The 24,125-nt window shown below is 66.9% G+C and carries 24 protein-coding genes and 1 tRNA gene; 10 read left to right on the plus strand and 15 right to left on the minus strand.

Annotated elements, in window-relative coordinates; genetic code table 11:
* Positions 1-145 precede the first annotated feature (145 nt).
* The 6 genes from AC1DR1_RS07065 to AC1DR1_RS07090 form a co-directional block, all read right to left on the minus strand.
* Entirely contained in the window at positions 146-1,264 is a 1,119-nt protein-coding gene (locus AC1DR1_RS07065; RefSeq protein WP_476992389.1) for a GNAT family N-acetyltransferase, read from the minus strand.
* Positions 1,265-1,489: 225 nt separating this feature from the next.
* Positions 1,490-2,197 carry a 50S ribosomal protein L1 gene (rplA, locus tag AC1DR1_RS07070; RefSeq protein WP_091251962.1) on the minus strand — a complete coding sequence of 236 codons (708 nt, stop codon included), beginning with the start codon at positions 2,195-2,197 and terminating at the stop codon, positions 1,490-1,492.
* Between the two features lie 141 nt (positions 2,198-2,338).
* The gene (gene rplK / locus AC1DR1_RS07075; protein ID WP_018773647.1) at positions 2,339-2,770 is read right to left on the minus strand and encodes a 50S ribosomal protein L11; all 432 of its coding nucleotides are present in this window, start codon (positions 2,768-2,770) and stop codon (positions 2,339-2,341) included.
* A gap of 129 nt (positions 2,771-2,899) precedes the next feature.
* On the minus strand, positions 2,900-3,757 hold the full coding sequence (gene nusG, locus AC1DR1_RS07080) for a transcription termination/antitermination protein NusG (RefSeq protein ID WP_476992390.1): 858 nt from the start codon (positions 3,755-3,757) through the stop codon (positions 2,900-2,902).
* A gap of 113 nt (positions 3,758-3,870) precedes the next feature.
* A complete protein-coding gene (gene secE / locus AC1DR1_RS07085) occupies positions 3,871-4,155 on the minus strand; it encodes a preprotein translocase subunit SecE (RefSeq protein WP_229996004.1) in 285 nt (94 codons plus the stop codon).
* A gap of 79 nt (positions 4,156-4,234) precedes the next feature.
* Positions 4,235-4,307 (minus strand) — tRNA-Trp (locus AC1DR1_RS07090).
* A gap of 276 nt (positions 4,308-4,583) precedes the next feature.
* Between AC1DR1_RS07090 and AC1DR1_RS07095 the strand changes: the two genes are divergently transcribed.
* A complete protein-coding gene (locus AC1DR1_RS07095) occupies positions 4,584-5,801 on the plus strand; it encodes a pyridoxal phosphate-dependent aminotransferase (RefSeq protein ID WP_364745491.1) in 1,218 nt (405 codons plus the stop codon).
* An 81-nt stretch (positions 5,802-5,882) separates the two neighbouring features.
* Here the strand turns inward: AC1DR1_RS07095 and AC1DR1_RS07100 are convergent, their stop codons facing one another.
* The gene (locus AC1DR1_RS07100; RefSeq protein WP_229996008.1) at positions 5,883-6,515 is read right to left on the minus strand and encodes a LuxR C-terminal-related transcriptional regulator; all 633 of its coding nucleotides are present in this window, start codon (positions 6,513-6,515) and stop codon (positions 5,883-5,885) included.
* Positions 6,516-6,580: 65 nt separating this feature from the next.
* Positions 6,581-7,960 carry an ATP-binding protein gene (locus tag AC1DR1_RS07105; RefSeq protein WP_229996006.1) on the minus strand — a complete coding sequence of 460 codons (1,380 nt, stop codon included), beginning with the start codon at positions 7,958-7,960 and terminating at the stop codon, positions 6,581-6,583.
* Positions 7,961-8,084: 124 nt separating this feature from the next.
* Between AC1DR1_RS07105 and AC1DR1_RS07110 the strand changes: the two genes are divergently transcribed.
* From AC1DR1_RS07110 to AC1DR1_RS07130, 5 genes are all read left to right on the plus strand, one after another.
* Complete coding sequence (locus AC1DR1_RS07110; RefSeq protein ID WP_476992391.1) at positions 8,085-9,704, plus strand: PspC domain-containing protein; 1,620 nt, start codon at positions 8,085-8,087, stop codon at positions 9,702-9,704.
* Between the two features lies 1 nt (position 9,705).
* Positions 9,706-9,969: a hypothetical protein gene (locus AC1DR1_RS07115; protein ID WP_476992392.1), complete on the plus strand. Its 264-nt coding sequence runs from the start codon at positions 9,706-9,708 to the stop codon at positions 9,967-9,969.
* A 3-nt stretch (positions 9,970-9,972) separates the two neighbouring features.
* The gene (locus AC1DR1_RS07120; protein WP_364745484.1) at positions 9,973-10,227 is read left to right on the plus strand and encodes a PspC domain-containing protein; all 255 of its coding nucleotides are present in this window, start codon (positions 9,973-9,975) and stop codon (positions 10,225-10,227) included.
* 217 nt (positions 10,228-10,444) lie between these two features.
* On the plus strand, positions 10,445-11,470 hold the full coding sequence (locus AC1DR1_RS07125; RefSeq protein WP_229995658.1) for a 6-phosphofructokinase: 1,026 nt from the start codon (positions 10,445-10,447) through the stop codon (positions 11,468-11,470).
* Between the two features lie 53 nt (positions 11,471-11,523).
* Complete coding sequence (locus AC1DR1_RS07130; RefSeq protein ID WP_229995659.1) at positions 11,524-12,234, plus strand: GNAT family N-acetyltransferase; 711 nt, start codon at positions 11,524-11,526, stop codon at positions 12,232-12,234.
* Positions 12,235-12,251: 17 nt separating this feature from the next.
* Here AC1DR1_RS07130 and AC1DR1_RS07135 read toward each other — a convergent pair whose 3' ends face one another.
* The 7 genes from AC1DR1_RS07135 to AC1DR1_RS07165 all read right to left on the minus strand — a co-directional run bounded on the left by AC1DR1_RS07135 (position 12,252) and on the right by AC1DR1_RS07165 (position 18,497).
* Entirely contained in the window at positions 12,252-13,778 is a 1,527-nt protein-coding gene (locus tag AC1DR1_RS07135; protein ID WP_476992393.1) for an MFS transporter, read from the minus strand.
* 79 nt (positions 13,779-13,857) lie between these two features.
* A complete protein-coding gene (locus AC1DR1_RS07140; RefSeq protein ID WP_476966156.1) occupies positions 13,858-14,421 on the minus strand; it encodes a PadR family transcriptional regulator in 564 nt (187 codons plus the stop codon).
* 144 nt (positions 14,422-14,565) lie between these two features.
* Complete coding sequence (locus tag AC1DR1_RS07145) at positions 14,566-14,991, minus strand: ankyrin repeat domain-containing protein (protein ID WP_476992394.1); 426 nt, start codon at positions 14,989-14,991, stop codon at positions 14,566-14,568.
* Positions 14,988-16,070: a CAF17-like 4Fe-4S cluster assembly/insertion protein YgfZ gene (gene ygfZ, locus AC1DR1_RS07150; RefSeq protein ID WP_476966158.1), complete on the minus strand. Its 1,083-nt coding sequence runs from the start codon at positions 16,068-16,070 to the stop codon at positions 14,988-14,990. Before ygfZ ends, AC1DR1_RS07145 begins: the two co-directional genes overlap by 4 nt.
* Positions 16,071-16,165: 95 nt before the next feature.
* Positions 16,166-16,843 (minus strand): flavodoxin family protein, encoded by a 678-nt coding sequence (locus AC1DR1_RS07155; protein ID WP_476992405.1) that lies wholly within the window; start codon positions 16,841-16,843, stop codon positions 16,166-16,168.
* Positions 16,844-16,980: 137 nt separating this feature from the next.
* Complete coding sequence (locus AC1DR1_RS07160) at positions 16,981-17,595, minus strand: nitrobindin family protein (RefSeq protein ID WP_229995665.1); 615 nt, start codon at positions 17,593-17,595, stop codon at positions 16,981-16,983.
* A gap of 167 nt (positions 17,596-17,762) precedes the next feature.
* Positions 17,763-18,497: a permease gene (locus tag AC1DR1_RS07165; RefSeq protein WP_229995666.1), complete on the minus strand. Its 735-nt coding sequence runs from the start codon at positions 18,495-18,497 to the stop codon at positions 17,763-17,765.
* A gap of 243 nt (positions 18,498-18,740) precedes the next feature.
* Here AC1DR1_RS07165 and AC1DR1_RS07170 point away from each other — a divergent pair, with 243 nt between their 5' ends.
* The 4 genes from AC1DR1_RS07170 to AC1DR1_RS07185 all read left to right on the plus strand — a co-directional run bounded on the left by AC1DR1_RS07170 (position 18,741) and on the right by AC1DR1_RS07185 (position 24,091).
* Positions 18,741-19,439: a winged helix-turn-helix transcriptional regulator gene (locus tag AC1DR1_RS07170; protein WP_028276526.1), complete on the plus strand. Its 699-nt coding sequence runs from the start codon at positions 18,741-18,743 to the stop codon at positions 19,437-19,439.
* A 287-nt stretch (positions 19,440-19,726) separates the two neighbouring features.
* Positions 19,727-20,749 carry a mycothiol synthase gene (gene mshD / locus AC1DR1_RS07175; protein WP_229995667.1) on the plus strand — a complete coding sequence of 341 codons (1,023 nt, stop codon included), beginning with the start codon at positions 19,727-19,729 and terminating at the stop codon, positions 20,747-20,749.
* 88 nt (positions 20,750-20,837) lie between these two features.
* Positions 20,838-23,102 carry an RNA degradosome polyphosphate kinase gene (locus AC1DR1_RS07180; RefSeq protein ID WP_229995668.1) on the plus strand — a complete coding sequence of 755 codons (2,265 nt, stop codon included), beginning with the start codon at positions 20,838-20,840 and terminating at the stop codon, positions 23,100-23,102.
* 11 nt (positions 23,103-23,113) lie between these two features.
* Entirely contained in the window at positions 23,114-24,091 is a 978-nt protein-coding gene (locus AC1DR1_RS07185; RefSeq protein WP_476992395.1) for an NUDIX hydrolase, read from the plus strand.
* The last annotated feature ends 34 nt before the right edge of the window (positions 24,092-24,125 follow it).

Here is a 24,125-nt window from a genome sequence, read left to right on the forward strand (position 1 = left end):
CGGGCTTTCAACCGCCAGCATATGCTGGTTTGGGCCGCTGTTCCATTGGTGACGCCGGGCAGTTTCCGCCCCGTCCGGCGCCCTGGCGCCGCAGGCGCCTGTTCACACGGTCGCCAGTTCACAGGGCCGTCAGTTCACGGTGCCGTCAGTTCACAGTGCCGTCACTCACGGTGCCGTCACCGGCCGCGGTCCGCTGCCACTCGCCGTCGTAGCCCGCCGGCTTGAAGCCCAGCGCGATGTTGATGCTGAGCATGTGATCGTTTTCGGCGGCGTTATAGGTCAGGACGCGCCGCACAGCCGGGTAAGCCTCCTGCAGCAGGCGCAGGTTGAGGATCTTGATAAGCATGCCGAGCCGGTGGCCGCGGTGGCCCGCCGCGACGAGGGTGTCGTCCTGGCTGGCCAACCATGGTTTGTCGGCTGTTGTCTGGAGGACGGTATAGGCGGCAAGTTCACCGGTGGCCAGGTGCCGTGCCGCGACCACCAGGGCGGACAGGCCGGCCCGACGCCAGGTGTCCTCGACGTGACGGACCCGGGCGACGTCCCAGATCTCCGGCTCATAGCTCAGGGCACCAGCGGGGGCATCGGTGCTCATGCGCGACATCAGCACCGCGAGCTGGGCGGCAAGGTCCTCCGGGCATGAATCGGTCCAGTGCAGCAGTTCGTACTCCCCCGCCTTAGCCAGGGCGTCCCGTTCCAGGCTGTCGAGGTCGGCAACGGGCGGGATGTCGAGCGAACTAAACCGTTCGACCTGCTCCAGCCGGTAGCCGGCCAGACCGGCGAAGCGGACGCCGCGCGCGCCGGCTGGCAGCGCTCCGGTTCCCGTGGCGGGCTTGATGAGAAACGGGGCGTCGACGTCGAAGCCGGCCGGGTGCTCAGTGAAGGTCTGCAGTATGGTCCGCCCGTCGGCGGCGGCCAGCGCCTCGGCGTGCTCCAGCAGGGCCCGGCCGATCCCTGCGCCGGTGAAGGAATCCAAGACGCTTACGTGCAAGAGCGCACTGCCCAGATTCTCCTGCAATTCGCAGCGGACCCAGGATCTGGCCGCCATGCGCCCGTCGACACGGACGAAGAAGAGCCGCGTGCGGGTGTAGGCAGTGTCCCGCCAGTACTGAAGGCGTGCCGCCGCGGACGAAGCCCGGTCAAGGTTGCCCCAGGTCTGCAACTCGAGTTCGTCGCAGAGTTCCATGAATTCCAGGAACTCCGCTGCGTCAGCATCAAGGCTGCCGGGCAGGGAGAGTTGCTCGATGAGGTACGACGGCGTAGTCACCGGCACAGCCTAACCGGCAAGTCCGGCGGCTCCAAGGCTTCGGGACTTTGGGGCTTTGGGGCGTCGGGACGCCGATGATGTACGGGCATCCGCTATTCAGGCGCCAAGAATGTCAGGCGCAGAGACGACGAAAAGGCCGTCCCGCGGTTGCGGGACGGCCTTTCGCTGGAAACCGGTGACGCCCGTGTTGCTGGCGACGCCGAGGATCCGTGGATCCGGTGTGGACTAGACCTCGGTCAGGACCTTGGTGACGTTGGGGTCAACCGAGATGCCCGGGCCAAACGTGGTGGCGACGGTGGCCTTCTGGATGTAGCGGCCCTTGGAAGCGGACGGCTTGAGGCGAAGGACCTCTTCCAGTGCTGCCGCGTAGTTCTCGGCCAGCTTGATGGCGTCGAACGAAACCTTGCCGATGATGAAGTGCAGGTTGGAGTGCTTGTCGACGCGGAAGTCGATCTTGCCGCCCTTGATGTCGTTGACAGCCTTCGCGACGTCAGCGGTCACGGTGCCGGTCTTCGGGTTCGGCATCAGGTTACGCGGACCCAGGACCTTACCGAGGCGGCCAACCTTGCCCATGAGGTCAGGGGTGGCAACGGCGGCGTCGAAGTCGGTCCAGCCGGCTGCGATCTTTTCGATCAGGTCATCGGAACCAACGAAGTCGGCGCCGGCTGCGATTGCAGCCTCAGCCTTGTCGCCCGTTGCGAAGACGAGGACGCGGGCGACCTTACCGGTGCCGTGGGGCAGGTTGACGGTGCCGCGGACCATCTGGTCAGCCTTGCGAGGGTCAACGCCCAGGCGGAAAGCGACCTCAACGGTGGCGTCGAACTTGGACGGGTTGGTGTCCTTGGCGAGCGTCACTGCCTCGAACGGCGCGTAGAACTTCTCCGCGTCGATCTTGGCCGCGGCTGCCTCATATGCTTTGCTGCGCTTTGCCATGCTGCTTATTTCTCCTTGTGCAGTTGTGGTCTGCGGACCGCGCTGGGCCCTGCCACAGTCGGGATTCCGAACGGTTTGTCCGTGCCGGGTTCCCAACATCTCAATGTTTAGGTGGTGCCGGTTGCCCGGCGGGGAAGGCTATTAGCCTTCGACGGTGATACCCATGGAGCGGGCGGTGCCGGCGATGATCTTCGCTGCGCCTTCGAGGCTCGTGGCGTTGAGGTCTTCCATCTTGGTGGTGGCGATCTCGTTGACCTGGGCCTGGGTCAGCTTGGCAACCTTGACGGTGTGCGGGGTAGCCGAACCCTTGGCGACGCCTGCAGCCTTTTTGATGAGCTCTGCAGCCGGCGGGGTCTTGGTGATGAACGTGAAGGAACGGTCTTCGTAGACCGTGATCTCCACGGGGATAACGTTGCCGCGCTGGGCTTCCGTCGCAGCGTTGTACGCCTTGCAGAATTCCATGATGTTGACACCGTGCTGGCCGAGCGCAGGACCGATCGGCGGGGCCGGGTTAGCGGCACCTGCCTGGATCTGCAGCTTGATGAGGCCGGTGACCTTCTTCTTGGGAGCCAATGTAGGTCCTTCTCTCAAATACGTCCTGGGGCACAGGAGCGTGCCTCAGGTTGGTGGCCGCCATGGCAAGGCGGCCTGCCGCTCCGTGGCTGCTAAGCGGGCAGCCCGGGGCGAATTCTTAGGGAAAAGCTAGATCTTGCTGACCTGGTTGAACGCCAGGGTGACCGGAGTCTCGCGTTCGAAGATGGACACCAGCACCACGAGGGTCTGGGAATCGATCTTGATCTCGGAGATCGTGGCGGGGAGGGTCTCGAACGGGCCCTCCTTGACGATGACCGACTCGCCAACCTCGAAGTCGACGTCGACCTGCGCTGCGGCGTGCTTGACCGGCTTGCCCTTCTCGGCCTGCTCTTCTTCGAAGACCGGCGCGAGCATGGAGAAGACCTCATCGAGGCGCAGCGGGACCGGGTTGTGGGCATTGCCCACGAAGCCGGTGACGCCGGGGGTGTGGCGGACGGCGCCCCAGGAAGCGTCCGTCAGGTCCATGCGGACCAGGACGTAACCGGGGATGCGGACGCGGTTGATGACCTTGCGCTGAGCGTTCTTGATCTCAACGACTTCCTCCATCGGAACCTGGATTTCGAAGATGTAATCTTCCATGTCCAGGGTCTGGATGCGGGTCTCAAGGTTGGCCTTGACGCGGTTCTCGTAGCCTGCGTAGGAGTGGATGACGTACCAGTCACCCTCCTGGCGGCGCAGCTTGGCCTTGAACTCGTCGGCGGGGTCGACGTCGGCCTTGGCGGCCGCGGCTGCCAGCGCGTCGGCGTCTTCAGCATCTTCAGCGTCGGATTCTTCGGCGTCGACGGCTTCGGCAACTGCTGCCTCTGCGTCTTCTTCCAAGGCTACTTCTTCTGTGGCTTCGGCCTCGTCAGTGACGTCGGATTCGGGCGCAGCAGACACAGCCTCGGACTCTTCCGCAGCTTCCACCGCGGCGCCCTGGCTCTTATCCAGCTCAGTCTCAGTTACCTCGAGCTCCTGCTCAGACACTTGGTCTCCTGCTTCCTCATTGCCTAACATGCCTATTTAAATGACTCAATTCCGCACACCCCGCGGAATCTCCGGTTTCCCGGGGCATCCACGCAGTCTGCGGACCGGTCGCCTTAGTTGTCCGTGGGGCCGCTGCCGCCGAAGACCCAGCTGACCGCGGTCCCGAAGGCCAAGTCCAGCAGGGTGACGATCACCATCATGATGGACACGAACACCAGCACCACGAGCGTGTAATTGATCAGTTCTTTACGGGTCGGTGCGACGACCTTCTTCAGTTCGCCAATGACCTGGCGGATGAAGATCGCGATGCGAGCGAAGAAGCCGGGCTTGGCGGCATTCTTGGCGGGGCGGCCTTTGGAGCTGCTGGCAGCTGTTTCGGTCACCTGGTCCTCACTCATCCTCGCAATGATCGGATACCCGGCTCTGAACTGAACCATGGTTGCTGCGCTTGTTCCGGATGACCCGGAACAGCATGCGCAGGGCAGACAGGACTCGAACCTGCAACCTGCGGTTTTGGAGACCGCTGCGCTACCAATTGCGCCACTACCCTTCAGGGAGAAAATCCGCTCCGGCCGACGCAACCCCAGGCTTCCCTGAGGCGCAGGCCATCATCGTGTTTTCAACACCGGAGAACCAGTCTACGCAACAACTGCGCCTACGTCGAACCGGCCCTCTTCCGGACCCCTGCGTGCCTTCGCAAATCAACTGACAGCCGTCAGTCATATTCGCGTTCAGGCACCCCGGGGGATCCGCTGAACAGCATAGAGTAGATTTCGTCGAATCCCACATCCAGCCTTCCAGCTGCCAGCGAAGAACGGACCCGCCCATGTCTGCTGCCCGCATTTCCCAGCGCATTTCCGCCATAGCCGAATCCGCCACTCTGGCCGTCGATGCCAAGGCGAAGGCGCTGAAGGCAGCCGGCCGCCCGGTCATCGGCTTCGGTGCCGGGGAACCCGATTTCCCGACGCCCGGCTACATTGTGCAGGCCGCCATCGAGGCCGCCAGCCAGCCGAAGTACCACCGCTACTCCCCCGCCGGCGGGCTGCCCGAGCTGAAGCAGGCCATCGCGGACAAGACCTTCCGGGATTCCGGCTACAAGGCCGAGGCATCCCAGGTGCTGGTGACCAACGGCGGCAAACAGGCCGTCTACAACACCTTCGCCACCCTCCTGGACCCGGGCGACGAGGTCATTGTTCCCACCCCGTTCTGGACCACCTACCCCGAGGCCATCCGGCTGGGCGGCGGCGTGCCGGTGGAGGTCTTCGCGGGCCCGGAGCAGGGCTACCTGGTCACCGTGGACCAGCTGGAAGCGGCCCTCACGGAGCGCACCAAGATCCTCCTCTTCGTCTCCCCCTCGAACCCCACCGGTGCCGTGTACTCGCCCGAGCAGGTCAAGGAGATCGGCCAGTGGGCAGCGTCCAAGGGCCTGTGGGTTGTCACCGACGAGATCTACGAACACCTGACCTACGACGGCGTGCCGTTCACTTCTATCGCCACCGCAGTTCCCGAGCTCGGCGACAAGGTGGTCATCCTCAACGGCGTCGCCAAGACCTATGCCATGACCGGCTGGCGGGTGGGCTGGATGATCGGGCCGGCGGACGTCATCAAGGCCGCCACCAACCTGCAGTCCCACGCGACGTCGAACGTCTCCAACATCCCCCAGGTCGCCGCCCTCGCGGCCGTCTCCGGGCCGTTGACCGCCGTCGATGAGATGAAGGTGGCATTCGACCGCCGCCGCAAGGCAATCGTCGCGGGCCTGAACGCGATTGAGGGCGTTGACTGCCCGACGCCGAAGGGCGCCTTCTACGTGTACGCGGACGTCCGCGCGCTGCTGGGCAAGGAGTTCCCGTCAGCAAACGGTCCGGTGCGGCCGGCCACCTCTGCCGAACTCGCGGCGCTGATCCTGGACGAGGTCGAGGTCGCTGTGGTTCCCGGCGAGGCGTTCGGCCCGTCCGGCTACCTGCGCCTGTCCTATGCGCTGGGCGACGACGACCTGGCCACGGGCGTCGCCCGCCTGCAGGACTTCCTCGGCAAAGCGAAGTAGCACCCCCCAACCCCCGATGCGCTATCACTTAGGGTCCTTATTCCAGTGCGATAAGGACCCTAAGTGATAGCGCATCCTTGGCTAGAGGAGGCGGCGCTCGGCGGCCCAGCGGGTCAGCTCGTGGCGGCTGGAGAGCTGGAGCTTGCGCAGCACGGCCGAGACGTGGGTTTCAACGGTCTTGATCGAGATGAACAGTTCCTTCGCCACCTCCTTGTAGCTGTAGCCGCGGGCGATCAGGCGCATCACTTCGAGCTCCCGCGCCGATAGCTTGTCCAGCTCGTCGTCGGCGATGTCCGCGGGGGCCGTTCCGAACGCGTCCAGGACGAAGCCCGCCAGCCGCGGCGAGAAGACGGCGTCGCCGCCGGCCACGCGGCGGACGGCACCGCTGATCTCCGCGCCGGAAATTGTCTTCGTGACGTAGCCGCGCGCGCCCGCCCGGATCACGGACACGACATCTTCCGCCGCGTCGGAGACGCTCAGCGCCAGGAACCGTGTGGTGCCCAGCAGCGGCGCCGAGCCGGCCAGGACCTCGCGTCCGCCACCTCCCCGGCCGCCTGGGAGGTGGACGTCAAGCAGCACGACGTCAGGCAGCTGGGCCGCGATGACGGCGATTGCCTCCTCCACGGTTCCGGCCTCCCCCGCGACGACGATGTCCGCGTCCAGGTCCGCCTTCAACCCGGAGCGGAAGATGGCGTGGTCGTCCACGATCACCACCCGAACCGGGGCAGGGTTTCCTGGTGTGTGGCTTCCTGGTGACTGGTTTCCTGGTGCTGGGCTGGTCACGGCTTGGCCTCTCCGTTGGCGTGGTTGGCGGCAGCCGCCGCAGTTCCGGCAGATGCGGCGGCGGGCAGCCGGAGCCGCACTTCGGTGCCGTCCGGGCTGCTGATGATGGCGGCGGTGCCGCCGTGGCGGTTCATCCGGCCGATGATCGATTCCCGGACACCGAGCCGGTCCGGGGGGACCGAATCCGGATCGAAGCCCGGGCCCCGGTCCTTGACGAAAACTTCTGCGGCGGCGTCCGTGACTTCCAGGTACACGGACACGGCACCGCCGCCGTGCCGGGCGGCGTTGAGCATGGCCTCGCGGGCTGCCTGGACGAGGGCCTCGTGGCGTTGGGTCATGACGCAGTCCCCCACGCTGACCACTTCGACCGCGTGGCCCAGTGCGTCCTCGACCTCTGCGGCGGCGGCCGTGATGCCTTCGGACAGCTGCCCGGATTCCTTGTCGGCGTCCCGGTACAGCCAGCCCCGAAGTTCGCGCTCCTGCGCGCGGGCCAGCCGGATGACGTCGTGCTCGTTGCCGGCGCGGCGCTGGATCAGGGCGAGGGTCTGCAGCACGGAGTCATGCAGGTGGGCTGCGATCTCGGCACGCTCGGTGGCGCGCACCCGCCCCGCTCGCTCCGTTTCCAGGTCGCGCCAGAACTTCAGCCCCCAAGGCAGCAGCACCAGGGCCACGCCGCCGAGCACGGCCACCGAGGCCAGGAGGGCCAGCCAGGTCTGTTCCCAGGACCCCGAGCCGGACACCATGACCAGGACGCCGGCCACGACGAGGGCGAGCCCGGCTGCGAGGCGCGCCCAGCCGCCGGCCTGGTCCGCTTTGGTCTTGTCCACCAGCCCCGCCCGGCGGGTCTCGTCCAGTTGCATCCAGGCGATCGCCGCGCCGCCCAGGATCGCCGCAACCGGGATCAGCGTGCCGAGGGGCACGTCGACGCCGAGAAGCCGGGCGATCAGAATCCCGGCGGCCAGCAACAGGCCTGCGCCCAGCAGGATCTCCTTGCCGAAGGGCATGCCCGGCACCTTGGACCACCAGGACCCCGGGGCTGGGGTCCCGGACGCGCCAAGGGTTCCGGGGCCTCCCGGAACGCCGGGGGCTGCCGGGGTGCCGGGGACTCCAAGGATGTCCGGGGAGCTGACTGCCGGAGCGATGGGCGACGCCGGGCGGCGGGCGTTGCGCCGGGCGCTTTCATCCGCCGTGGGGACCATGATCCAGAGCCAGGCGTAAAAGGCCACTCCGGCGCCGCCCGCGAGCGCAGCCACCACCATGCCGATCCTGACCATGCGCACCGGCCAGCCCAGATGGTTGGCGAGGCCCGCGCAAACGCCGGCAATCACGCGATCGCTGCTGCGGACCAGCGGCGGGCGGGCGGGCACGGTTGTCATGCATCAATCCAAGCACGGATCGGGGTTCCCCGGACGCGTTTGGGGGCCCAACCGGGGGCCACTCAGGGGCCGTTCAGGGTATTCCCCAGTAGAGCCCGGCGCCTGGAACGGGAAGGATCGAAGTATGAACCCGCACACTCCGCACCCCGATGAAGGCCAGGCCTCCGCAGACCGGCCGGCCACGGATCGACCCTCCGCAGAATTTCCGGACACAGAACGTCCAGACCCTGAACTTCCGGACTCAAAAGCTCCGGACTCAGAACTTGACACCGAGCTTCCGGACACAGAACTTCCAGGCACAGGCCAGTCCGATGCCTCTCCGGCCGGCTCCGGGCCGGCAGGAGCGCCGCCGACGGAGCCGCTGCCGACGGAGCCGCCGCCGCTTTACGCGCCGGGCGACCCGAATGGACCGCTGCCCGGCCGACAGGGGCAAAATTTCTTCGACTGGATCCGCAGCCAGGGCATCTACCGCGGACGCGACCGCTGGATCGGTGGCGTGGCCAGTGGCATAGCGCACCGGCTCGGCGTCGACCCCCTGATCATTCGCGGCGTCCTGATCGTCCTGACCGTTTTCGCCGGAATTGGCGTTCTCGCCTATGGCCTGGCCTGGGCACTGCTGCCCGAGCCTGACGGCCGCATTCACGTCCAGGAGGCCGCCGCAGGGCGGTGGACGGCCGGCATGACCGGCGCCCTCATCACCTCGGTTATCGGTTTCCCCAGTCTGGGCAACGGTGTCTGGGGCTGGGACCGGTTCGGCTTTGGCGCCTTCGTCTGGACCGTCTTCTGGGTGGGCGGCGCCATCTACCTCGTCTACTACCTGACCCAACGCAATAAGATCCGGAACGGAGCCACTCCCATGCCACCGCGTTACGAGTCCAGCAGCCCGGCCGGCGCCGCGGCATTCGCGGGTAGCTCCCGCACCGGTGACGGGCAGCAGTCCACCGAAAGCTTCCCGCAGAGCGGCGGGCCGGCCTATGGCCACCCCGACGACGGCTTCGGAACCGGCCCGCTCTGGGGTCCGCCCCCGCCGTCCGGCCCCATCCCGCCCGGCCCTGTTCCCCCCGGCGGCTATGGCCCGGGATCCGGGGCCACCCCGCCTCCTCCCGCTGCGCCCCGCAACCTTGGCCCTGGCACTCCGGCTGTCCTCGTCACCGTCGGCTCCGCCCTCCTGGTGGGCGGCGGCATCAAGGCCCTCGACGCCGCCAATGTGATCGATCTCGGCGACGCCGGCAACGCGCTGGTCTGGGCCTTCGGCGCGGCCATCCTGGGTCTCGGGATCCTGTTCGTAGGGTTGCGGGGCCGGACTTCCGGAATCCTGGGCTTCTTCGCGGTCGTCGCACTGCTGATCGGCGCAATCTTCAGCGTGGTCCCGCATGGGGACCGGTTCCGCTTCCAGAACGCCGATTGGACGCCGACGAGCATTGAACAGGCCAATGGCGGCTTCGAGATCACCGGCGGCGCCGGAACCGTGGACCTGACCAAGCTGGCGCTGAATCCGCCCCTGGGCTCCGACGTCGTCGTTCCGATCGACGCGACGGCCAGCAACCTCACCGTCGTCATCCCCGCCACCGTCCCGGTCCAGGTCCAGGCGGACATGACCATGGGCAACATCCACGACGGCAACCAGGACCGCGGCGGCATCACGAAGCAGCAAAGCGACTACAACACCTCGATGCCAGGCGCCCGGCTGGTCCTGAAGATCTCCGGCACCGTCAGCAACGTGACCATCAAGGAAGGCAACTGACATGAGCAGCTATGACGACTCGCGGCCCGCCGCGGCCTGGCAGGATCCCGAGGCGGGTTCCCCCGCCCGGGTGGGCACAGTGGTCTGGGGGCTGACAGTGGTGGCATTGGCCGCGCTGATCATCATTTCCGGGCTCGGCATTGTGGCCCTCAACGGCACCTACGTCCTGATCGGCCTGATGATCGGGGCCGGGGCCGCCCTGATAGTGGGCGGACTGGTCTCGGCGCGCAGGCGTGACAATAAGTCAACTACAGGGAAGTCTTGAACCATGGATAAATTCTTCGACACCATCCGGGGCTTCGGCCTGAAACGTGGTCCGCAGCGCTGGCTTGGCGGCGTCTGCGGCGGAATTGCCGCCAAACTGAATGTTGATGTGGCGTATGTCCGGATCGCCTACCTGCTCCTGAGCCTGCTCCCCGGGCCGGCGTTCGTGTTCTACGTCGTGGCGTGGCTGCTCCTCCCGGACCAGCGCAACGCAATCGTCCTCGAAAGCTTCCTCTCGAAGCGTTCCTCCCGGCCCTGACCTCGATCACAGAGGCCGGCCATCACAGGCCGTCCCGGCCGGGCGGCATTCGGCGTCCGGTAGTAGCGCCACACCACGAAAAGGGTGCCCCTGCCTTCACGGCGGGGGCACCCTTTTGTAACCGTTTGTGTCCTGCCCCACACGCGCCACTAGACTCTAGGTGAGCTCAGCGTGGCGCTCTGCCTGTACCCCTTCAAACCAGGATTTGAGCCGAGATATGAAAATTGGAATCCTCACCAGCGGCGGAGACTGCCCCGGCCTGAACGCCGTCATCCGTGGCGCCGTCCTCAAGGGAATCGCGGTCCACGGCCAGCAGTTCGTAGGATTCAGGGATGGCTGGCGCGGCGTTGTCGAGGGCGACATCGTGGAAATTCCCCGCACCATGGTCCGCGGCATCGCCAAGCAGGGCGGCACCATCCTCGGCACGTCCCGCACCAACCCGTTCGAGAACGGCGGCGGTCCCGAGGTCATCAAGGCCAACATGGACCGGCTCGGGATCGACGCCATCATCGCGATCGGCGGCGAAGGCACCCTGGCCGCCGCAAAGCGACTTACCGACGCCGGCCTCAAGATCGTGGGCGTGCCCAAGACGGTCGACAACGATCTAGACGCCACGGACTACACCTTCGGCTTCGACACCGCCGTGGAAATCGCCACCGAGGCAATCGACCGGCTGCGCACCACTGGAGAGTCCCACCACCGCTGCATGATTGCGGAGGTCATGGGACGGCATGTGGGTTGGATCGCCTTGCACGCCGGCATGGCCTCGGGCGCCCACGCCATCCTGATCCCGGAGCAGAAGGCCTCCATGGATCAGATCGCCGAGTGGGTGGTCTCCGCCCACGACCGTGGCCGCGCCCCGCTGCTTGTCGTCGCCGAGGGGTTTGTGCCCGAAGGCCAGGAGTCCCCGCATTCGGAGCGCGGCCTCGATACTTTTGGCCGCCCGCGCCTCGGCGGCATCGCCGAAATGCTGGCGCCCGAGTTGGAGGCACGCACCGGCATCGAGACCCGTGCGACCGTCCTTGGCCACATCCAGCGCGGCGGCGTCCCGACTGCGTTTGACCGTGTCCTGGCCACCCGCCTGGGCATGGCGGCCATCGATTCGGTGGTGGAGAAGCGCTGGGGCACGATGGTCTCGCTGCACGGCACGGACATTGTGCACGTCGGTTTCGACGCCGCGCTCGGCAACCTCAAATCCGTACCGCAGAGCCGCTATGACGAGGCCGCTGTACTCTTCGGCTAAGAGGCCTCTTCGGCTAAGCGGTCCGTGGGCCGCGCGGTGGGTAGGGTTGATTCATGACTCTTGAGCCCGGTTCCGCTGAAATAGTCCAGCTTGCCTGGGCGCGCCGCTTGGGGTTCGACGACGGCGCCTTCGCGGCCGCCGCCGGCGTGCGGCTCACCCGGGCGGACGAGACTGCCCGGGCGGTGCAGTTCGTCCGCCTGTTCGGCAACTCCGCCCTGGTGGGCCCGCAATGGGCGCTGGACGCCGCCGTCGGGCTCTCCGACGAGGAACTGGCCCAGCACGTGACACTGCTGACCATCACCCGCGGGCACGGCGGCCACGGCCTGGGCGCAGCCGCACTCTTCTTCGCCGACGACCTCCCCCTGCAGCAGCCTTCCGAGGAGCTGACCGTCTCGCATGGGAACCCGGAAGCGATCGAGCTGGAAACGTTCTGCCCGCCCGATGACGTCAATGAAGTGGGCCTCGCCGGCCTGGCACACCGCTTCACTGTCCTGCATCTGGAAGACGGCCGCCGGACCCCCGTGGCCTGCGGGGCCTACGCCGAATGGGAAGGGCTCCTGGCCCATCTTGGCGTGCTGGTTGCGCCCGAATGGCGGCGCCGCGGCCTGGGCAAGCTGGCCGCATCGATAGCCGCCCACGAGGCCCTCGCCGCCGGGCTGACGCTGCAGTGGCGTTCAGAGGTCAGCAACAAGGGTTCGCTGGCCCTGGCCCGGAGCCTGGGCTTCTCCGCGGGCGGCATCCAGACCAGCGTGCTGCTGGGCTGATCCGGATGCCCGCCAGGCTAGCCACGTTCCGCGGCGGCCTTGTCCATGTCCGCGCCGGCAGCTGCGGCGGGGCCCGGTTCTCCCCAGCCCTGGACCGGCTTGGGTTTGGCGAAGAAGAGCGCCACGGCAGCACCGAGCAGGATGACCGCCGCCGGCAGCAGGATGGATTGGCCCATCGCCGTCGAGAATCCCTCATGAAGTGCCTCGGGCAGGGCGCCGCCGAAGCCCATCGGGCTGGCCTCCGCGCCTTCTCCGGGCCGGGCGGGGAGCTCTGCCGCCAGCCGCGCCTGGATGAGCACGGCGATGGCGGCGCTGCCGAGCACGGCGCCGATCTGGCGGGTCGTGTTGTAGACGCCCGAGCCGGCTCCGGCCTGCCGCGGCGGCAGGTTGCGCGTGACGGTGGAGCTCAACGGCGCCCAAATGCCCGCATTGGCGAAGCCCAGCACTGCGCTCGGCAGCAGGAACAGCCAGATGGGGGTGTCCGGGTGCATGAGCAGGGCGTTCCAGAACAGCGCCACAGACATCAGAACCAGGCCGGTCGCTGTGATGAACTTCGGGTTGACTTTGTCAATGATCCGGCCGACCACGGGCGCGAGGCCGCCTGAGATTAGCGCCATGGGCACCATCATGAGCGCCGACTGGGTCGGGGTCAGGCCGCGGACGATCTGGTAGTAGAAGATCAGCGGCAAGCTGAACGCTGTGACGGTGAAGCCCACCGTGGTGATCGCAATGTTGGCGAGCGAGAAGTTGCGGTCCTTGAAAAGGGACAGGGGCAGCAGCGGTTCACCCTTGTTGAATTTCTGCCACAGGACAAAGACCACCAGCACGGCGATGCCGCTGATGATCAGGCCCCAGACGGTGATGGGGCCGGCGATGGTGCCCCAGTCGTACGTCTCGCCCTCCTGGATGCCGAAGACCAAGAGGAACAGGCCGAGGGCGCTGAGCAGAACCCCGGGAATATCGAACTTGTGCGGGTGGGTGGTCAGCGAGGGGACGAAACGCTGGGCGAGGATGAAGCCGGCAATCCCGACGGGGACGTTAATGAAGAAGATCCACTCCCAGCCGAGGCCGTCCACCAGCACGCCTCCGAGGATCGGGCCGACCAGGGTGGCGACGCCGGYAGTGGCGCCCCAGATGCCCATGGCCGCCCCGCGGCGGTCCGGGGGGAAGATCCGGGTAATGACGGCCATGGTCTGCGGCGTCATCATGGCCGCACCGAGGCCCTGGACCACGCGGGCCGCAATGAGGGTCTGGACGTCGCCGGAGAGGCCGCACCACAGCGATGCCATGGTGAAGACGACGAGTCCGGAGAGGTAGAGCTTCTTTGGTCCGAAGCGGTCACCGAGCCGGCCGGTAATAAGCAGCGGCACGGCATAGGCGAGCAGGTAGGCACTGGTCACCCAGATCACCGAGTTGATGTCGGTGTTCAGGCCCTCCATGATGCTCGGGTTGGCCACCGAGACGATGGTGGTGTCGATCAGGATCATGAAGAAGCCGATCACCAGGGACCAGAGTGCCGGCCATGGCCGGGCTACGTTTTCCATGGGGTTCCTTAGGGGCTGGTGTGAACGTTGGACGGGCTAAGTGTTGGGGCGGCCGGGTCCCGGCCGGGGGCGCAAGGGCTCACCACGGCAGTTCGCCGGAGCGGAGCTGGTCCTGAAGGCCGCGGATCCAGGCGATTTCGGCCTGCAGCGTGCACTGCTGGTACTGGACATCGATCCAGTACTTGCGCTCCACGCCCTTCTTCTTGAGCAGTTCCTCGCCGGAGACCAGGAAGTCGAGCTGCTCCTGCAGCACCTGGAGCCGGCGGTCGAGGAGTTCGACGACGACGCCGGCGGGCAGGTTGTAGGCCTCGGAGATGGCCAGCGGGAAGGACGGGTATTCGTTGACCGGGGCCGCGAGCATGTCCTGCAGCCACTTCGTGAACGCTTCGCGGCCGGCCGCCGAGATCGTGTACGTGGTGCGCTCCGGGCGGTTGCCTCCCCGGTCCGTTCCCGTTGCTGCGACGAGACCCTGCTCTTCGAGCCGCCCGACGGCGTGATAGAGAGTTCCCGGCCGGACCTTGACCAGGCGGTCCTCGTGCCGGGCGATCAGGAGCTGGTACATCTCGTAGGGATGCATCGGCTCTTCAACGAGCAGGGAGAGTGCGGCGACACCCAGCGGTGTCAGTGCGGTTGCCCGGGCCATGGCGCTGTCCTCTTCGGTCTAAAACTGTCCTCTTCGGTCTAGACTGCGATTAGTCCACTTAAGATTATTCCACGTGGAGTATTTGGGGGCAATCGTCCCGGATCCGCGCCGGCCGGGCCTCCAGCGGGCCCGGACCGGGTCTCGTCAGCCGAGGAGGGCCAGGATCTCCGTGCGGGCGAACATTTCCGCGGCGGCCCGCGCGGTGGGGGTGCCGGCGTCGGGGTCGGCACCGGCCTCCAACAGCTCCCGGGCGACGTCCGTGTAGCCCTTGAAGACAGCGCCGGCCAGCGGCGTCTGGCCGCGGTCATTAGGCGCGTTAACGTCGCCGCCGTGCTCCAGGATCAGCCGGACCGTGCCGGCGTGACCGTGGTAGGCCGCCAGCATGAGCAGTGAGTCGCCGGAGGCCGTGGTCAGCGTGGCCGGCGCGCCGGCGGCGAGATAGCCGCCCAGCAGCGCGGAGTTGCCCTCGCGGGCGGCGTCGAAGAGCGCGTGGGCAAGCGCCAGGGTCTCGTCGTCGGGCGCGGCGCCACCTTCCAGCGGGGACGAACCCAGCGGCGACTCGCCGCTCATCGGGTGCCCCGCAGGAAGCCGGTCTGGCGGCCCACTACCTGGCCGGCGTCGGGAGCCACAATGACTTCCTGGGCCGCGGCATAGGGCTCGTCACCGTCCACCACGGTCAGGACATCGTCCGGGGCGACGGAGCGCTTGATCACGGCCAGGGCCACGGGGCCCATTTCGTAATGCTGCGCCACGGACGTCACGGTGCCCACCTTACGGTCGCCGGCACGCACCTCGCTGCCGGGCGCGGGCAGGGTGTGCTGGGAGCCGTCGAGCTGGAGGAACACGAGCCGCCGCGGCGGGTGGCCCAGGTTGTGGACGCGGGCGATCGTCTCCTGGCCCTTGTAGCAGCCCTTGGCCAGGTGCACGGCGGTGCGGAGGAGGTCGAGCTCGTGCGGGATGGTCTTGTCGTCGGTTTCCGCGCCCCACCGGGGCCGCCACGCGGCAATCCGCAGCGCTTCGGACGCCATGGTGCCGGCGAGGGCACGCTCGCCCACCGTTGCGACCAGCTCAGGCGCGGGAACAAGGTACTCGAACCACGGCCGTTCCAGTCCGGGGTGGGCGTCCTCGCCCACCACCGCGTAGGAGTAGCCGCCGGCACCGACATGCGGCCACGGGTCTTCCCAAACCTGCAGCGCCGACCACTCCGGGATGGGCTGGGTGGAGCCGAGCACGGCCCAGTCCGCGGAGACATCGGCGATCTCGACCCGGAGCATGAACTTCATCTTGTTAAGCCATTCGGCGAGCGGGCCGGCTTCGGCTCCCTCAACAATCAGCCAGGTGGTGGCGCCGTCGTCCACCACCCGGGCGTCGAACTCGATCCGGCCCTGAACGCTCAGCAACAGCAGTTCGGTGGACTGGCCCGGGGCCAGGGACGTGAGCTGCTGGGAGGACAGGGTGTTCAGCCAGCTGAGGCGGTCCGGTCCGCTGACCGTGACCACGCCGCGGTTTGAGAGATCGACGACGGCGGTGCCTGCGGCCAGCGCCCGCTGCTCCCGAAGCGGCTCGCCGTAGTGGGCGGCGACGCCGGCGTCGGCACCGCTGGCCTCAACCGCGGCCGGGCGCGACAACAGGGGGCTTTTGATAGTCATATTGAAAGGAACGTCCTTAGCTCTGCGCGTATTCCGGCCCCGGCATCCAGTGCCGGTGCCGGCCGGCCTTTGTCGGACCGTGGGGCCGGCCGGCCCTAGCGGTATTCCGGATTTTCAAAATCGAAGCGGGTGCCCGCTTTCCAGGCGTCGGGGAGGTTTCCGTAGGCGGGAATGCCGCCGGAGTCCTTGAGCATCCGGGCCAGGTGCAGCATGTTCCAGGTCATGAAGGTTGTGTTGCGGTTGGTGAAATCACTGTCCGGACCCCCGGACCCCTCGTCGAGATAGCTCGGCCCGGGACCCACGGGGCCGATCCATCCGGCGTCGGCCTGCGGCGGGATGGTGAAGCCGACGTGCTGGAGGCTGTACAGGACGTTCATGGCGCAATGCTTGATCCCGTCCTCATTGCCGGTGATGAGGCAGCCGCCCACCTTGGGATAGTAAGCCCACTGGCCCTTCGCGTTCAGCTGCCCGGAGTGGGCATAGAGGCGCTCGATGAGCTTCTTGGTCTGCGAGGAGTTGTCCCCCAGCCAGATGGGCCCGGCGACGACGACGATGTCCGCTTCCTGGACGACCGGGTAGATTTCCGGCCATTCATCGGTCGCCCAGCCGTGGTCGCGCATGTCCGGGTAGACGCCGCTGGCAATGTCGTGGTCCACCGTGCGGATCACGCGGGTGGTGACGCCCTGCTTTTCCATGATCCGGCGGCTGACCTCGATCAGGCCCTGGGTGTTGGACACGTCCGGGGACTTCTTGAGGGTGCCGTTGAAGTACACGGCCTTGAGGTCGGCGTAGCTGGTGCTACCAGGGGCTTGGCTGGGGGCTGAGCTGGTGACTGTGTTGCTGACTTCGTCAGTCACGGCGTTTCTCCTAGGTCGATGCTGACAATGGAAAAATCAGTGAGACCGCGCCTTTAGCCTACTTTGGCGAGGATGGCCGATGCGTGGGCTTCCAGGCCGCCCCCGGACGCCGAATCCTTGCCGGTGGCCACGTCCCAGCGCCACAGCAGGTTCCCTTCCACGAGTCCGAAGATCCGGGTGGCCGCCGTGTACTCCTTGGAGTGGCTGCCGCGCATCACCATGTCGGTGCTGAGCTGGATCTGGGGTCCCTTGATCTGACCGTAGTACAGCTCCGAGATCCCGCCGGGGTGGGCAATGGAGACCGAGATGTCGAAGCCGCCGTCGCTGTTACGCAGGGCCTCCACCTCGTCGGCGCTCCTAAGCACGGGGACGATGTCCGCCGGGATCAGGCCGGGGCCACCGTCCTCCTCGCGCTGCTTGCGCTCGAGGGCCCAGAAGCCGGTCTCGACGGTCAGGGGACGCAGCTTGGTGCCCTCGTCGTCCGTCAGCCAGCTCTCGGCACGGTACTGCAGGTACGGCAGGCCGTTGTGCGTAAACGACACGTGCTGCAGGAAGTGCTCGGAGTCCTCGTCCCCGGCCCCCAACCGGCCGCTGCCCTCCCACTCACCAATGAGCCAGGACAGCGGAACGATTTCGGGGGTCAGATCAGTAGGGATTTCAATCGGCACAGCATCTACCTCTGGAAGCTACGGGGTCTGGAACGTGTTACTTCTGGCCTTTGAAGAGGCGGTACACGACAAAGCCGGCAAACCACGCCATGGACAGGCTGGCCACGCCAAGCAGGACAAGGAAAAAGATCTCATATGCAAGTACGGACATGATGCCATCCTAACCCTTAGTAGATGAGTAGTTTGTCTATGAAGTAGGCCAGGGAACCGACCGCCGACACCGGCCCCAGCCCCATGCCCACGGCCGCCAAAACGTTCAGGCTCTCACCGCTGAGGATGACGAGGCGGCGGAAACTCACCAGCACCGCCCCCACTACGACGCCGGCGAGGGCGGCCGGAAGCACGGCAATGTCGGAGAACACCAGGCCGGCGAGCGGCCCGGCGAGCCCCGCGCTGACGATGCCCAGCGGCGCAACGATCCGGTCAGGTAAACGGATCAACCCCGCCATCAGGGCGATGGCTGCACTGACGGCGGCCACGAGGATCATTTCGCGGACTCCGTTGAAGCGCGAGCTCGCAATCCAGCCGGCGCCCAGGCAGGACAGCAGGACACCCGCGCAGGAGCCCAGGGTGGATTCGAGGCGCTGGGCCTGCCCGGTGCCCCGGATCAGCTGCATGACGAAGATGGCCATGACCCCGACCGCCATGAACGACGGCGTCCAGTCCAGGAAGCCGGGAGCCGGAAGATAGGTTGCGGCCACCGCCGACCCCACACCTGGCAGGCCAATCAAGGCTGCGAGGGTCTTCTTGGCGGGGATGCCGAGAAAGTAGGGCCAGCCGATGCCGATGCCGGCCGCGAAGAGGGCCGCGACGGCCAGGAGGACCTCGGGCGAGGAATAGGCGCCGGCAACAATGGCCGCCAGGCCGGCCAGGCCAATGATCCCGACGCTCCACGGCTTCACGGTCTACTCGCCATCGGCAGACCCACCATGGCCGTATCTTCGCTCACTGCGGACCCCAATTCGACTCGGCTCAATTTCAACGGGCCGCGGGCCCTGACGGTTCAATCCTGCCTTATATGAACGATTTGTGTCGCAAAAGCAGTGGGCGGAGGTGACGGGACCATGGCCGGAATGGGGCCTTTAGGTATACTCGGGATCAGCAACAAGACGCCCAACGATGCGCGGACACCCCTTGGAGGAACAATGTCGCACATCCTGCTATTGACGAACAGCACCGGAACATCCGTGGACGTCCTGCCTGCTCTGGAACTGCTGAACCACCGGGTGCATATCCTGCCGGCCGAGCCCACCGCACTGCTCGAGACCGACCCCTGCGACATCGTCCTGCTGGATGCCCGCAAGGACCTGGTCGGCGCACGTTCCCTCACCCAGCTGCTCAAGGCCACCGGCCTCAGCGCCCCCTTGATGCTCATCCTCACCGAAGGCGGCATGGCCGCCGTCTCCTCGGCGTGGGCCGTCGACGACATCCTCCTGGAATCCGCGGGCCCGGCAGAAGTCGAAGCCAGGATCCGCCTCGGCGTCGCGCGCGCCGTTCCGGAGAAGGAGGACGTGCCGACCGAAATCCGGGCCGCCGGCGTCGTAATTGACGAGGCCAGCTACACCGCACGGGTCAACGGCGCCGCGCTCAACCTGACCTTCAAGGAATTTGAACTGCTGAAATACCTCGCCCAGCACCCCGGCCGGGTCTTCACCCGCCAGCAGCTGCTGACCGAAGTCTGGGGCTACGACTACTACGGCGGCACCCGCACCGTGGACGTCCACGTCCGGCGGCTGCGCGCCAAACTGGGCGCCGACCACGAGAACCTGATCAGCACCGTCCGCAACGTCGGCTACCGCCTGACCCTGGTCCGCCAGCCCGAGGACGAACTCACCGAGGCCTGAGCACCAAGGCCGCCCGAACCCAGCAGCACTGAAACCCAAATAGCACTAAACACAGAAGGCCCCGGACTCTGGAGTCCGGGGCCTTCGTGGTGCACCAATCCATCGGCGCAAATACTCTCAGTAAATATTCTCAGTGGAGGACATACGGGTCGAACGTATCGAGGCCACCCCAGCGGTGGATCCCCCTCGCATCTGGCTCAACGCCGGACGAGATAACGACTATACGCCGCTGTCCGGAGTTCAACAAAATCGGCCGCTGACAGCCATGCACCCGATAGCCTTGCACCATGAGCCCTGCGCACCCGGAAAACTGGCCCGTACTTGCCGTCAAAGGAACCGTGGGCGGCAGGCTGCTGCGGGACGTCGCCGCCCTGGTCGCCGCGGCGGAGGAGTCCGACGGCAATCCGCCGCTGTCCGAACAGACCCTTGTCACGCTGCGCGCCGCCGACGCGGGCGAGCATTCGGTATTGGCCCTGGCCCTCTACGCCCCGGACGACAAGTTGGATCCCGCGACGGCGCAGGACCTCGCCGGCGTCGCCGTCGTCATCGAGGAGCCCGACGGCACAGGGGTCCTTGAGATTGCCGTCCACCCCAGCTACCGCAACCAGGGCGTGGGCGACCGCCTGGTGAGCGAACTTAAAAGCGTCCGCGGCTTTACAGGCCTGAAAGCCTGGTCCCACGGAAACCACGAGGCCGCGGCGGACCTCGCGGCCCGCTACGGCTACGGCGCCGTCCGCGAGTTGTGGAAGATGCGGCTGATGACGGCGGCAGCGGCATTGCCGGAGGTCCAACTCCCGGAGGGCGTACAGCTCCGCACTTTCGTGGCGGGCCGGGACGAGGACGCCTGGCTGGCCGCAAACAAGGCCGCCTTCGCCCACCACCCGGAACAGGGCAACATGACGCGCGCCGATCTGGACGCCCGGATGGCCGAACCCTGGTTTGATCCTGCGGGTTTCCTGCTGGCCGTGGACCCGGCGGACCGGCTCCTGGGGTTCCATTGGACCAAGGTGCACCCCCGGCACGGCGATCACCCCGCGATCGGCGAGGTCTACGTGGTGGGCGTGACCCCGGATGCCCAGGGCGCCGGGCTGGGCAAGGTCCTCACGGTCGCCGGCATCAGGCACCTGCAGGACCTCGGGCTCCGCGCCGTGATGCTCTACGTCGATGCCGACAACGCGCCCGCCGTCGCCCTCTACCGCCGCCTCGGATTCACGCGCTGGGATGTCGATGTCATGTACGCGCCGCTGGCGCAGCAGCAACCACCGGCCGTGACTCCCGCGCCGGACGGCGTTAGTCAAGTCGGCGGATGACCACCGCGGCCGGGCCGAAATCTGGGGTCATCCGGCCATGATTGCTTGTAAGGTTGAAGCTACATCGCGCCAGCATTGAGGAGACCCCATGCCACGGGATACTGCCCGGACATCCACGTCTGAACCAGCTACGTCGGAAAAGGGGGCGCGTCCGGTACGAGCCCGCTTTGGCTCCTCCGAAGTGCCGGCCTCACGCGCCACCCAGGACCGGATCGACATTCCGGAGTTCGCGCCGAACCTGGAACCTGAAGGCGACATCCGCCCGGACCGGTTCCTGGACCGTGAGCTGAGCTGGCTATCCTTCAACGCCAGGGTCCTGGAACTGGCCGAGGACCCCAACCTGTACCTGCTGGAGCGGGTCAGCTTCCTGTCCATCTTCGCCTCCAACCTGGACGAGTTCTTCATGGTCCGGGTGGCCGGCCTGAAGCGACGGATCGCCACAGGCCTCGCGGTCCCCTCCCCCGCCGGGCTGAGCCCCATGCAGGTGTTGGAGCAGATCGGCGAGGAGGCCCACCGGCTCCAGCAGCGCCACGCCCGCGTCTACGCCGAGCAGATCCGTCCCGCCCTGGCGTACGAGCACATCCACCTCATGCACTGGGAGGAACTCGACTCGCAGGCCAAGGACCAGCTCAGCGCCATGTTCGCGGAAAAGGTCTTCCCGATCCTGACGCCGCTGGCCGTGGATCCGGCGCACCCGTTCCCCTACATTTCCGGGCTGTCCCTGAACCTCGCCGTGGTGGTCCGCAACCCGGTCAGCGACAAGGAACTCTTCGCCCGTGTCAAGGTCCCGGACCAGCTCCCCCGCCTGATCTCCATCGACGGCGCCCGCGCCGGCTCCGTCCCAGGGCGTGTGGCCCGGTTCATCGCGCTCGAAGAAGTCATCGCCGTGCACCTGGACCAGCTGTTCGCCGGCATGGAGGTCCTGGAGCACCACACTTTCCGCGTGACCCGCAACGAGGACGTCGAGGTCGAAGAGGACGACGCCGAGAACCTCCTGCAGGCGTTGGAGAAGGAACTCCTGCGCCGCCGGTTCGGCCCGCCGGTCCGGCTGGAGGTCACCAACGACATCAACCCGAACATCCGTGCCCTGCTGATCCGCGAGCTCGGCGTCGAGGAATCCGAGGTCTACTCCGTTCCGGCACCGCTGGACCTGCGCGGGCTCTCGGTGATTGCCGGGATCGACCGGGCAGACCTGCACTACCCCAAGCACGTCCCGCACACCTCGCGGTACCTCAACGAATCGGAAACCTCCAAGGCGGCCAACGTCTTTGCCGCCATGCGGCGACGGGACATCCTCCTGCACCACCCGTATGATTCCTTCTCCACGTCCGTCCAGGCGTTCCTGGAACAGGCGGCCGCGGACCCCAAAGTCCAGGCCATCAAGCAGACCCTGTACCGCACCTCCGGGGACTCCCCGATTGTCGATGCACTGATCGACGCCGCTGAGGCCGGCAAGCAGGTCCTGGCCCTCGTGGAGATCAAGGCCCGCTTCGACGAGCAGGCCAACATCTCCTGGGCCCGGAAACTGGAACAGGCCGGGGTCCATGTGGTGTACGGCATCGTGGGCCTCAAGACCCACTGCAAGCTCTCCCTCGTGGTCCGCCAGGAAGTGGACGGCCTGCGCCGCTACTGCCACATCGGCACCGGCAACTACCACCCGCGCACGGCCCGCTACTACGAGGACCTGGGCCTGCTGACGGCGAACGAACAGGTCGGCGAAGACCTTTCGAAGCTGTTCAACCAGCTCTCCGGCTACGCACCGAAGTCCACGTTCAAGAGGCTGCTCGTAGCGCCGCGCTCGGTGCGGTCCGGTCTGATCGACAGGATCGAAACCGAGATCAGGAACGCCCGGGCCGGCATCGCCGCCCGCGTCCAGATCAAGGTCAATTCGATGGTGGACGAGGCCATCATCGATTCCCTGTACCGCGCGTCCCAGGCCGGGGTGCAGGTGGACGTCATTGTCCGCGGCATCTGCTCCCTGCGGCCCGGCGTTCCCGGCCTGAGCGAGAACATCACGGTCCGCTCCGTGCTGGGCCGTTTCCTGGAGCACTCCCGCGTCTTCGCCTTCGCCAATGCCGGCGACCCGGTGGTCTACATCGGCTCTGCCGACATGATGCACCGCAACCTCGACCGCCGGGTGGAGGCCCTGGTACAGCTGACCAGCGGCGACGACACGAGCTATGTCCTGGACCTGCTCAACCGCTACATGGTGCCCGAAACCGCCAGCTGGCACTTGGACAAGCAGGGCGAATGGACCCGCCACCACCTGGCAGAAGACGGCGAGAACCTCAAGGACGTCCAGTCCTGGCTGCTCGCTTCCCGCTCCCGCCAGCGCTCGACCAGCCTGCGGTAGGGACCGTGAGTGTGAGCAGCGATGAACTGGTTGAGGACCAGGCCGACCAGCCCGGCGAAGAGGTTGCCGTCACGGCGGCAGGCGCCATCCCGTGGCGCCTCAATTCGGCAACCAAGGACCAGCTCGAGGTCCTGCTGATTCACCGCCCGCGGTATGACGACTGGTCCTGGCCGAAGGGCAAGATCGACCCGGGCGAGACCATCCCGGAGTGCGCCGTCCGCGAGGTGGAGGAGGAGATCGGGCTCATCGCGCCCCTGGGGATCCCGCTTCCGCCCATCCACTACCATGTGCCGGCCGGGCTGAAGGTGGTCCACTACTGGGCGGTCGACGTCGACGGCGCTGCCTTGTTGCCGGACGGCACTGAAGTCGACAGCGTCATGTGGTGCCCGCCCGAGAAGGCCGCCCGCCTCCTGAGCAACCCGGGCGACATCGAACCACTCCAGCACCTCGTGAACGCCCACGACCGCGGGGAACTGGAGACCTGGCCGCTGCTGATCGTGCGCCATGCGAAGGCCAAGCCCCGATCTTCGTGGTCCAAGGCCGAGGGTGACCGCCCGCTGGCTRCTACCGGCATGCGGCAGGCGCAGTCGGTGGGGCGGCTCCTGCAGGCGTGGAAGCCCGGGCGGATCGTTTCAAGCCCCTGGCGGCGGTGCGTGGCCACCATCGCCCCGTACGCAAAGGCGGCCGACGCCAAGGTAAAGCTCAACGAGGCCCTCACCGAGCACCGGCACGGCCGCAGCCCGCAGAAGACGGCCGCCGTCGTCGAGGCGCTGTTCGACAAGCAGCGCGCCGTGGCTGTGTGTACGCACCGCCCGGCCCTGCCGACCGTCCTGAAGCAACTCGCAAAGCACATGAACTCCCGCCTCCGGGATCTGCTGCCGTCCTCGGACCCGTTTCTGGCGCCGGGCGAGATCATCGTGTGCCACGTGGCGCACCATAGCAAGAACAAAATAGTTGCGGTGGAGCGGTTTAAGCCGTTCGACGACTGAGGTCGTTGACCCCCGGGGCCCCCACGCCTAGTTT

The sequence above is a fragment of the Arthrobacter sp. P4_F10 genome, from assembly GCF_056401435.1.

Bases quoted from the DNA above. Each gene is read 5' to 3' on its own strand.
- AC1DR1_RS07140 (WP_476966156.1), bottom strand. From the start codon at position 14,421: ATGGCCCGGGCAACCGCACTGACACCGCTGGGTGTCGCCGCACTCTCC.
- AC1DR1_RS07145 (WP_476992394.1), bottom strand. From the start codon at position 14,991: ATGAGCGGCGAGTCGCCGCTGGGTTCGTCCCCGCTGGAAGGTGGCGCC.
- mshD (WP_229995667.1), top strand. From the start codon at position 19,727: ATGAGCCCTGCGCACCCGGAAAACTGGCCCGTACTTGCCGTCAAAGGA.
- rplA (WP_091251962.1), bottom strand. From the start codon at position 2,197: ATGGCAAAGCGCAGCAAAGCATATGAGGCAGCCGCGGCCAAGATCGAC.
- ygfZ (WP_476966158.1), bottom strand. From the start codon at position 16,070: ATGACTATCAAAAGCCCCCTGTTGTCGCGCCCGGCCGCGGTTGAGGCC.
- AC1DR1_RS07120 (WP_364745484.1), top strand. From the start codon at position 9,973: ATGGATAAATTCTTCGACACCATCCGGGGCTTCGGCCTGAAACGTGGT.
- secE (WP_229996004.1), bottom strand. From the start codon at position 4,155: ATGAGTGAGGACCAGGTGACCGAAACAGCTGCCAGCAGCTCCAAAGGC.
- AC1DR1_RS07110 (WP_476992391.1), top strand. From the start codon at position 8,085: ATGAACCCGCACACTCCGCACCCCGATGAAGGCCAGGCCTCCGCAGAC.
- AC1DR1_RS07095 (WP_364745491.1), top strand. From the start codon at position 4,584: ATGTCTGCTGCCCGCATTTCCCAGCGCATTTCCGCCATAGCCGAATCC.
- AC1DR1_RS07180 (WP_229995668.1), top strand. From the start codon at position 20,838: ATGCCACGGGATACTGCCCGGACATCCACGTCTGAACCAGCTACGTCG.
- AC1DR1_RS07115 (WP_476992392.1), top strand. From the start codon at position 9,706: ATGAGCAGCTATGACGACTCGCGGCCCGCCGCGGCCTGGCAGGATCCC.
- AC1DR1_RS07125 (WP_229995658.1), top strand. From the start codon at position 10,445: ATGAAAATTGGAATCCTCACCAGCGGCGGAGACTGCCCCGGCCTGAAC.
- AC1DR1_RS07170 (WP_028276526.1), top strand. From the start codon at position 18,741: ATGTCGCACATCCTGCTATTGACGAACAGCACCGGAACATCCGTGGAC.
- AC1DR1_RS07130 (WP_229995659.1), top strand. From the start codon at position 11,524: ATGACTCTTGAGCCCGGTTCCGCTGAAATAGTCCAGCTTGCCTGGGCG.
- AC1DR1_RS07105 (WP_229996006.1), bottom strand. From the start codon at position 7,960: ATGACAACCGTGCCCGCCCGCCCGCCGCTGGTCCGCAGCAGCGATCGC.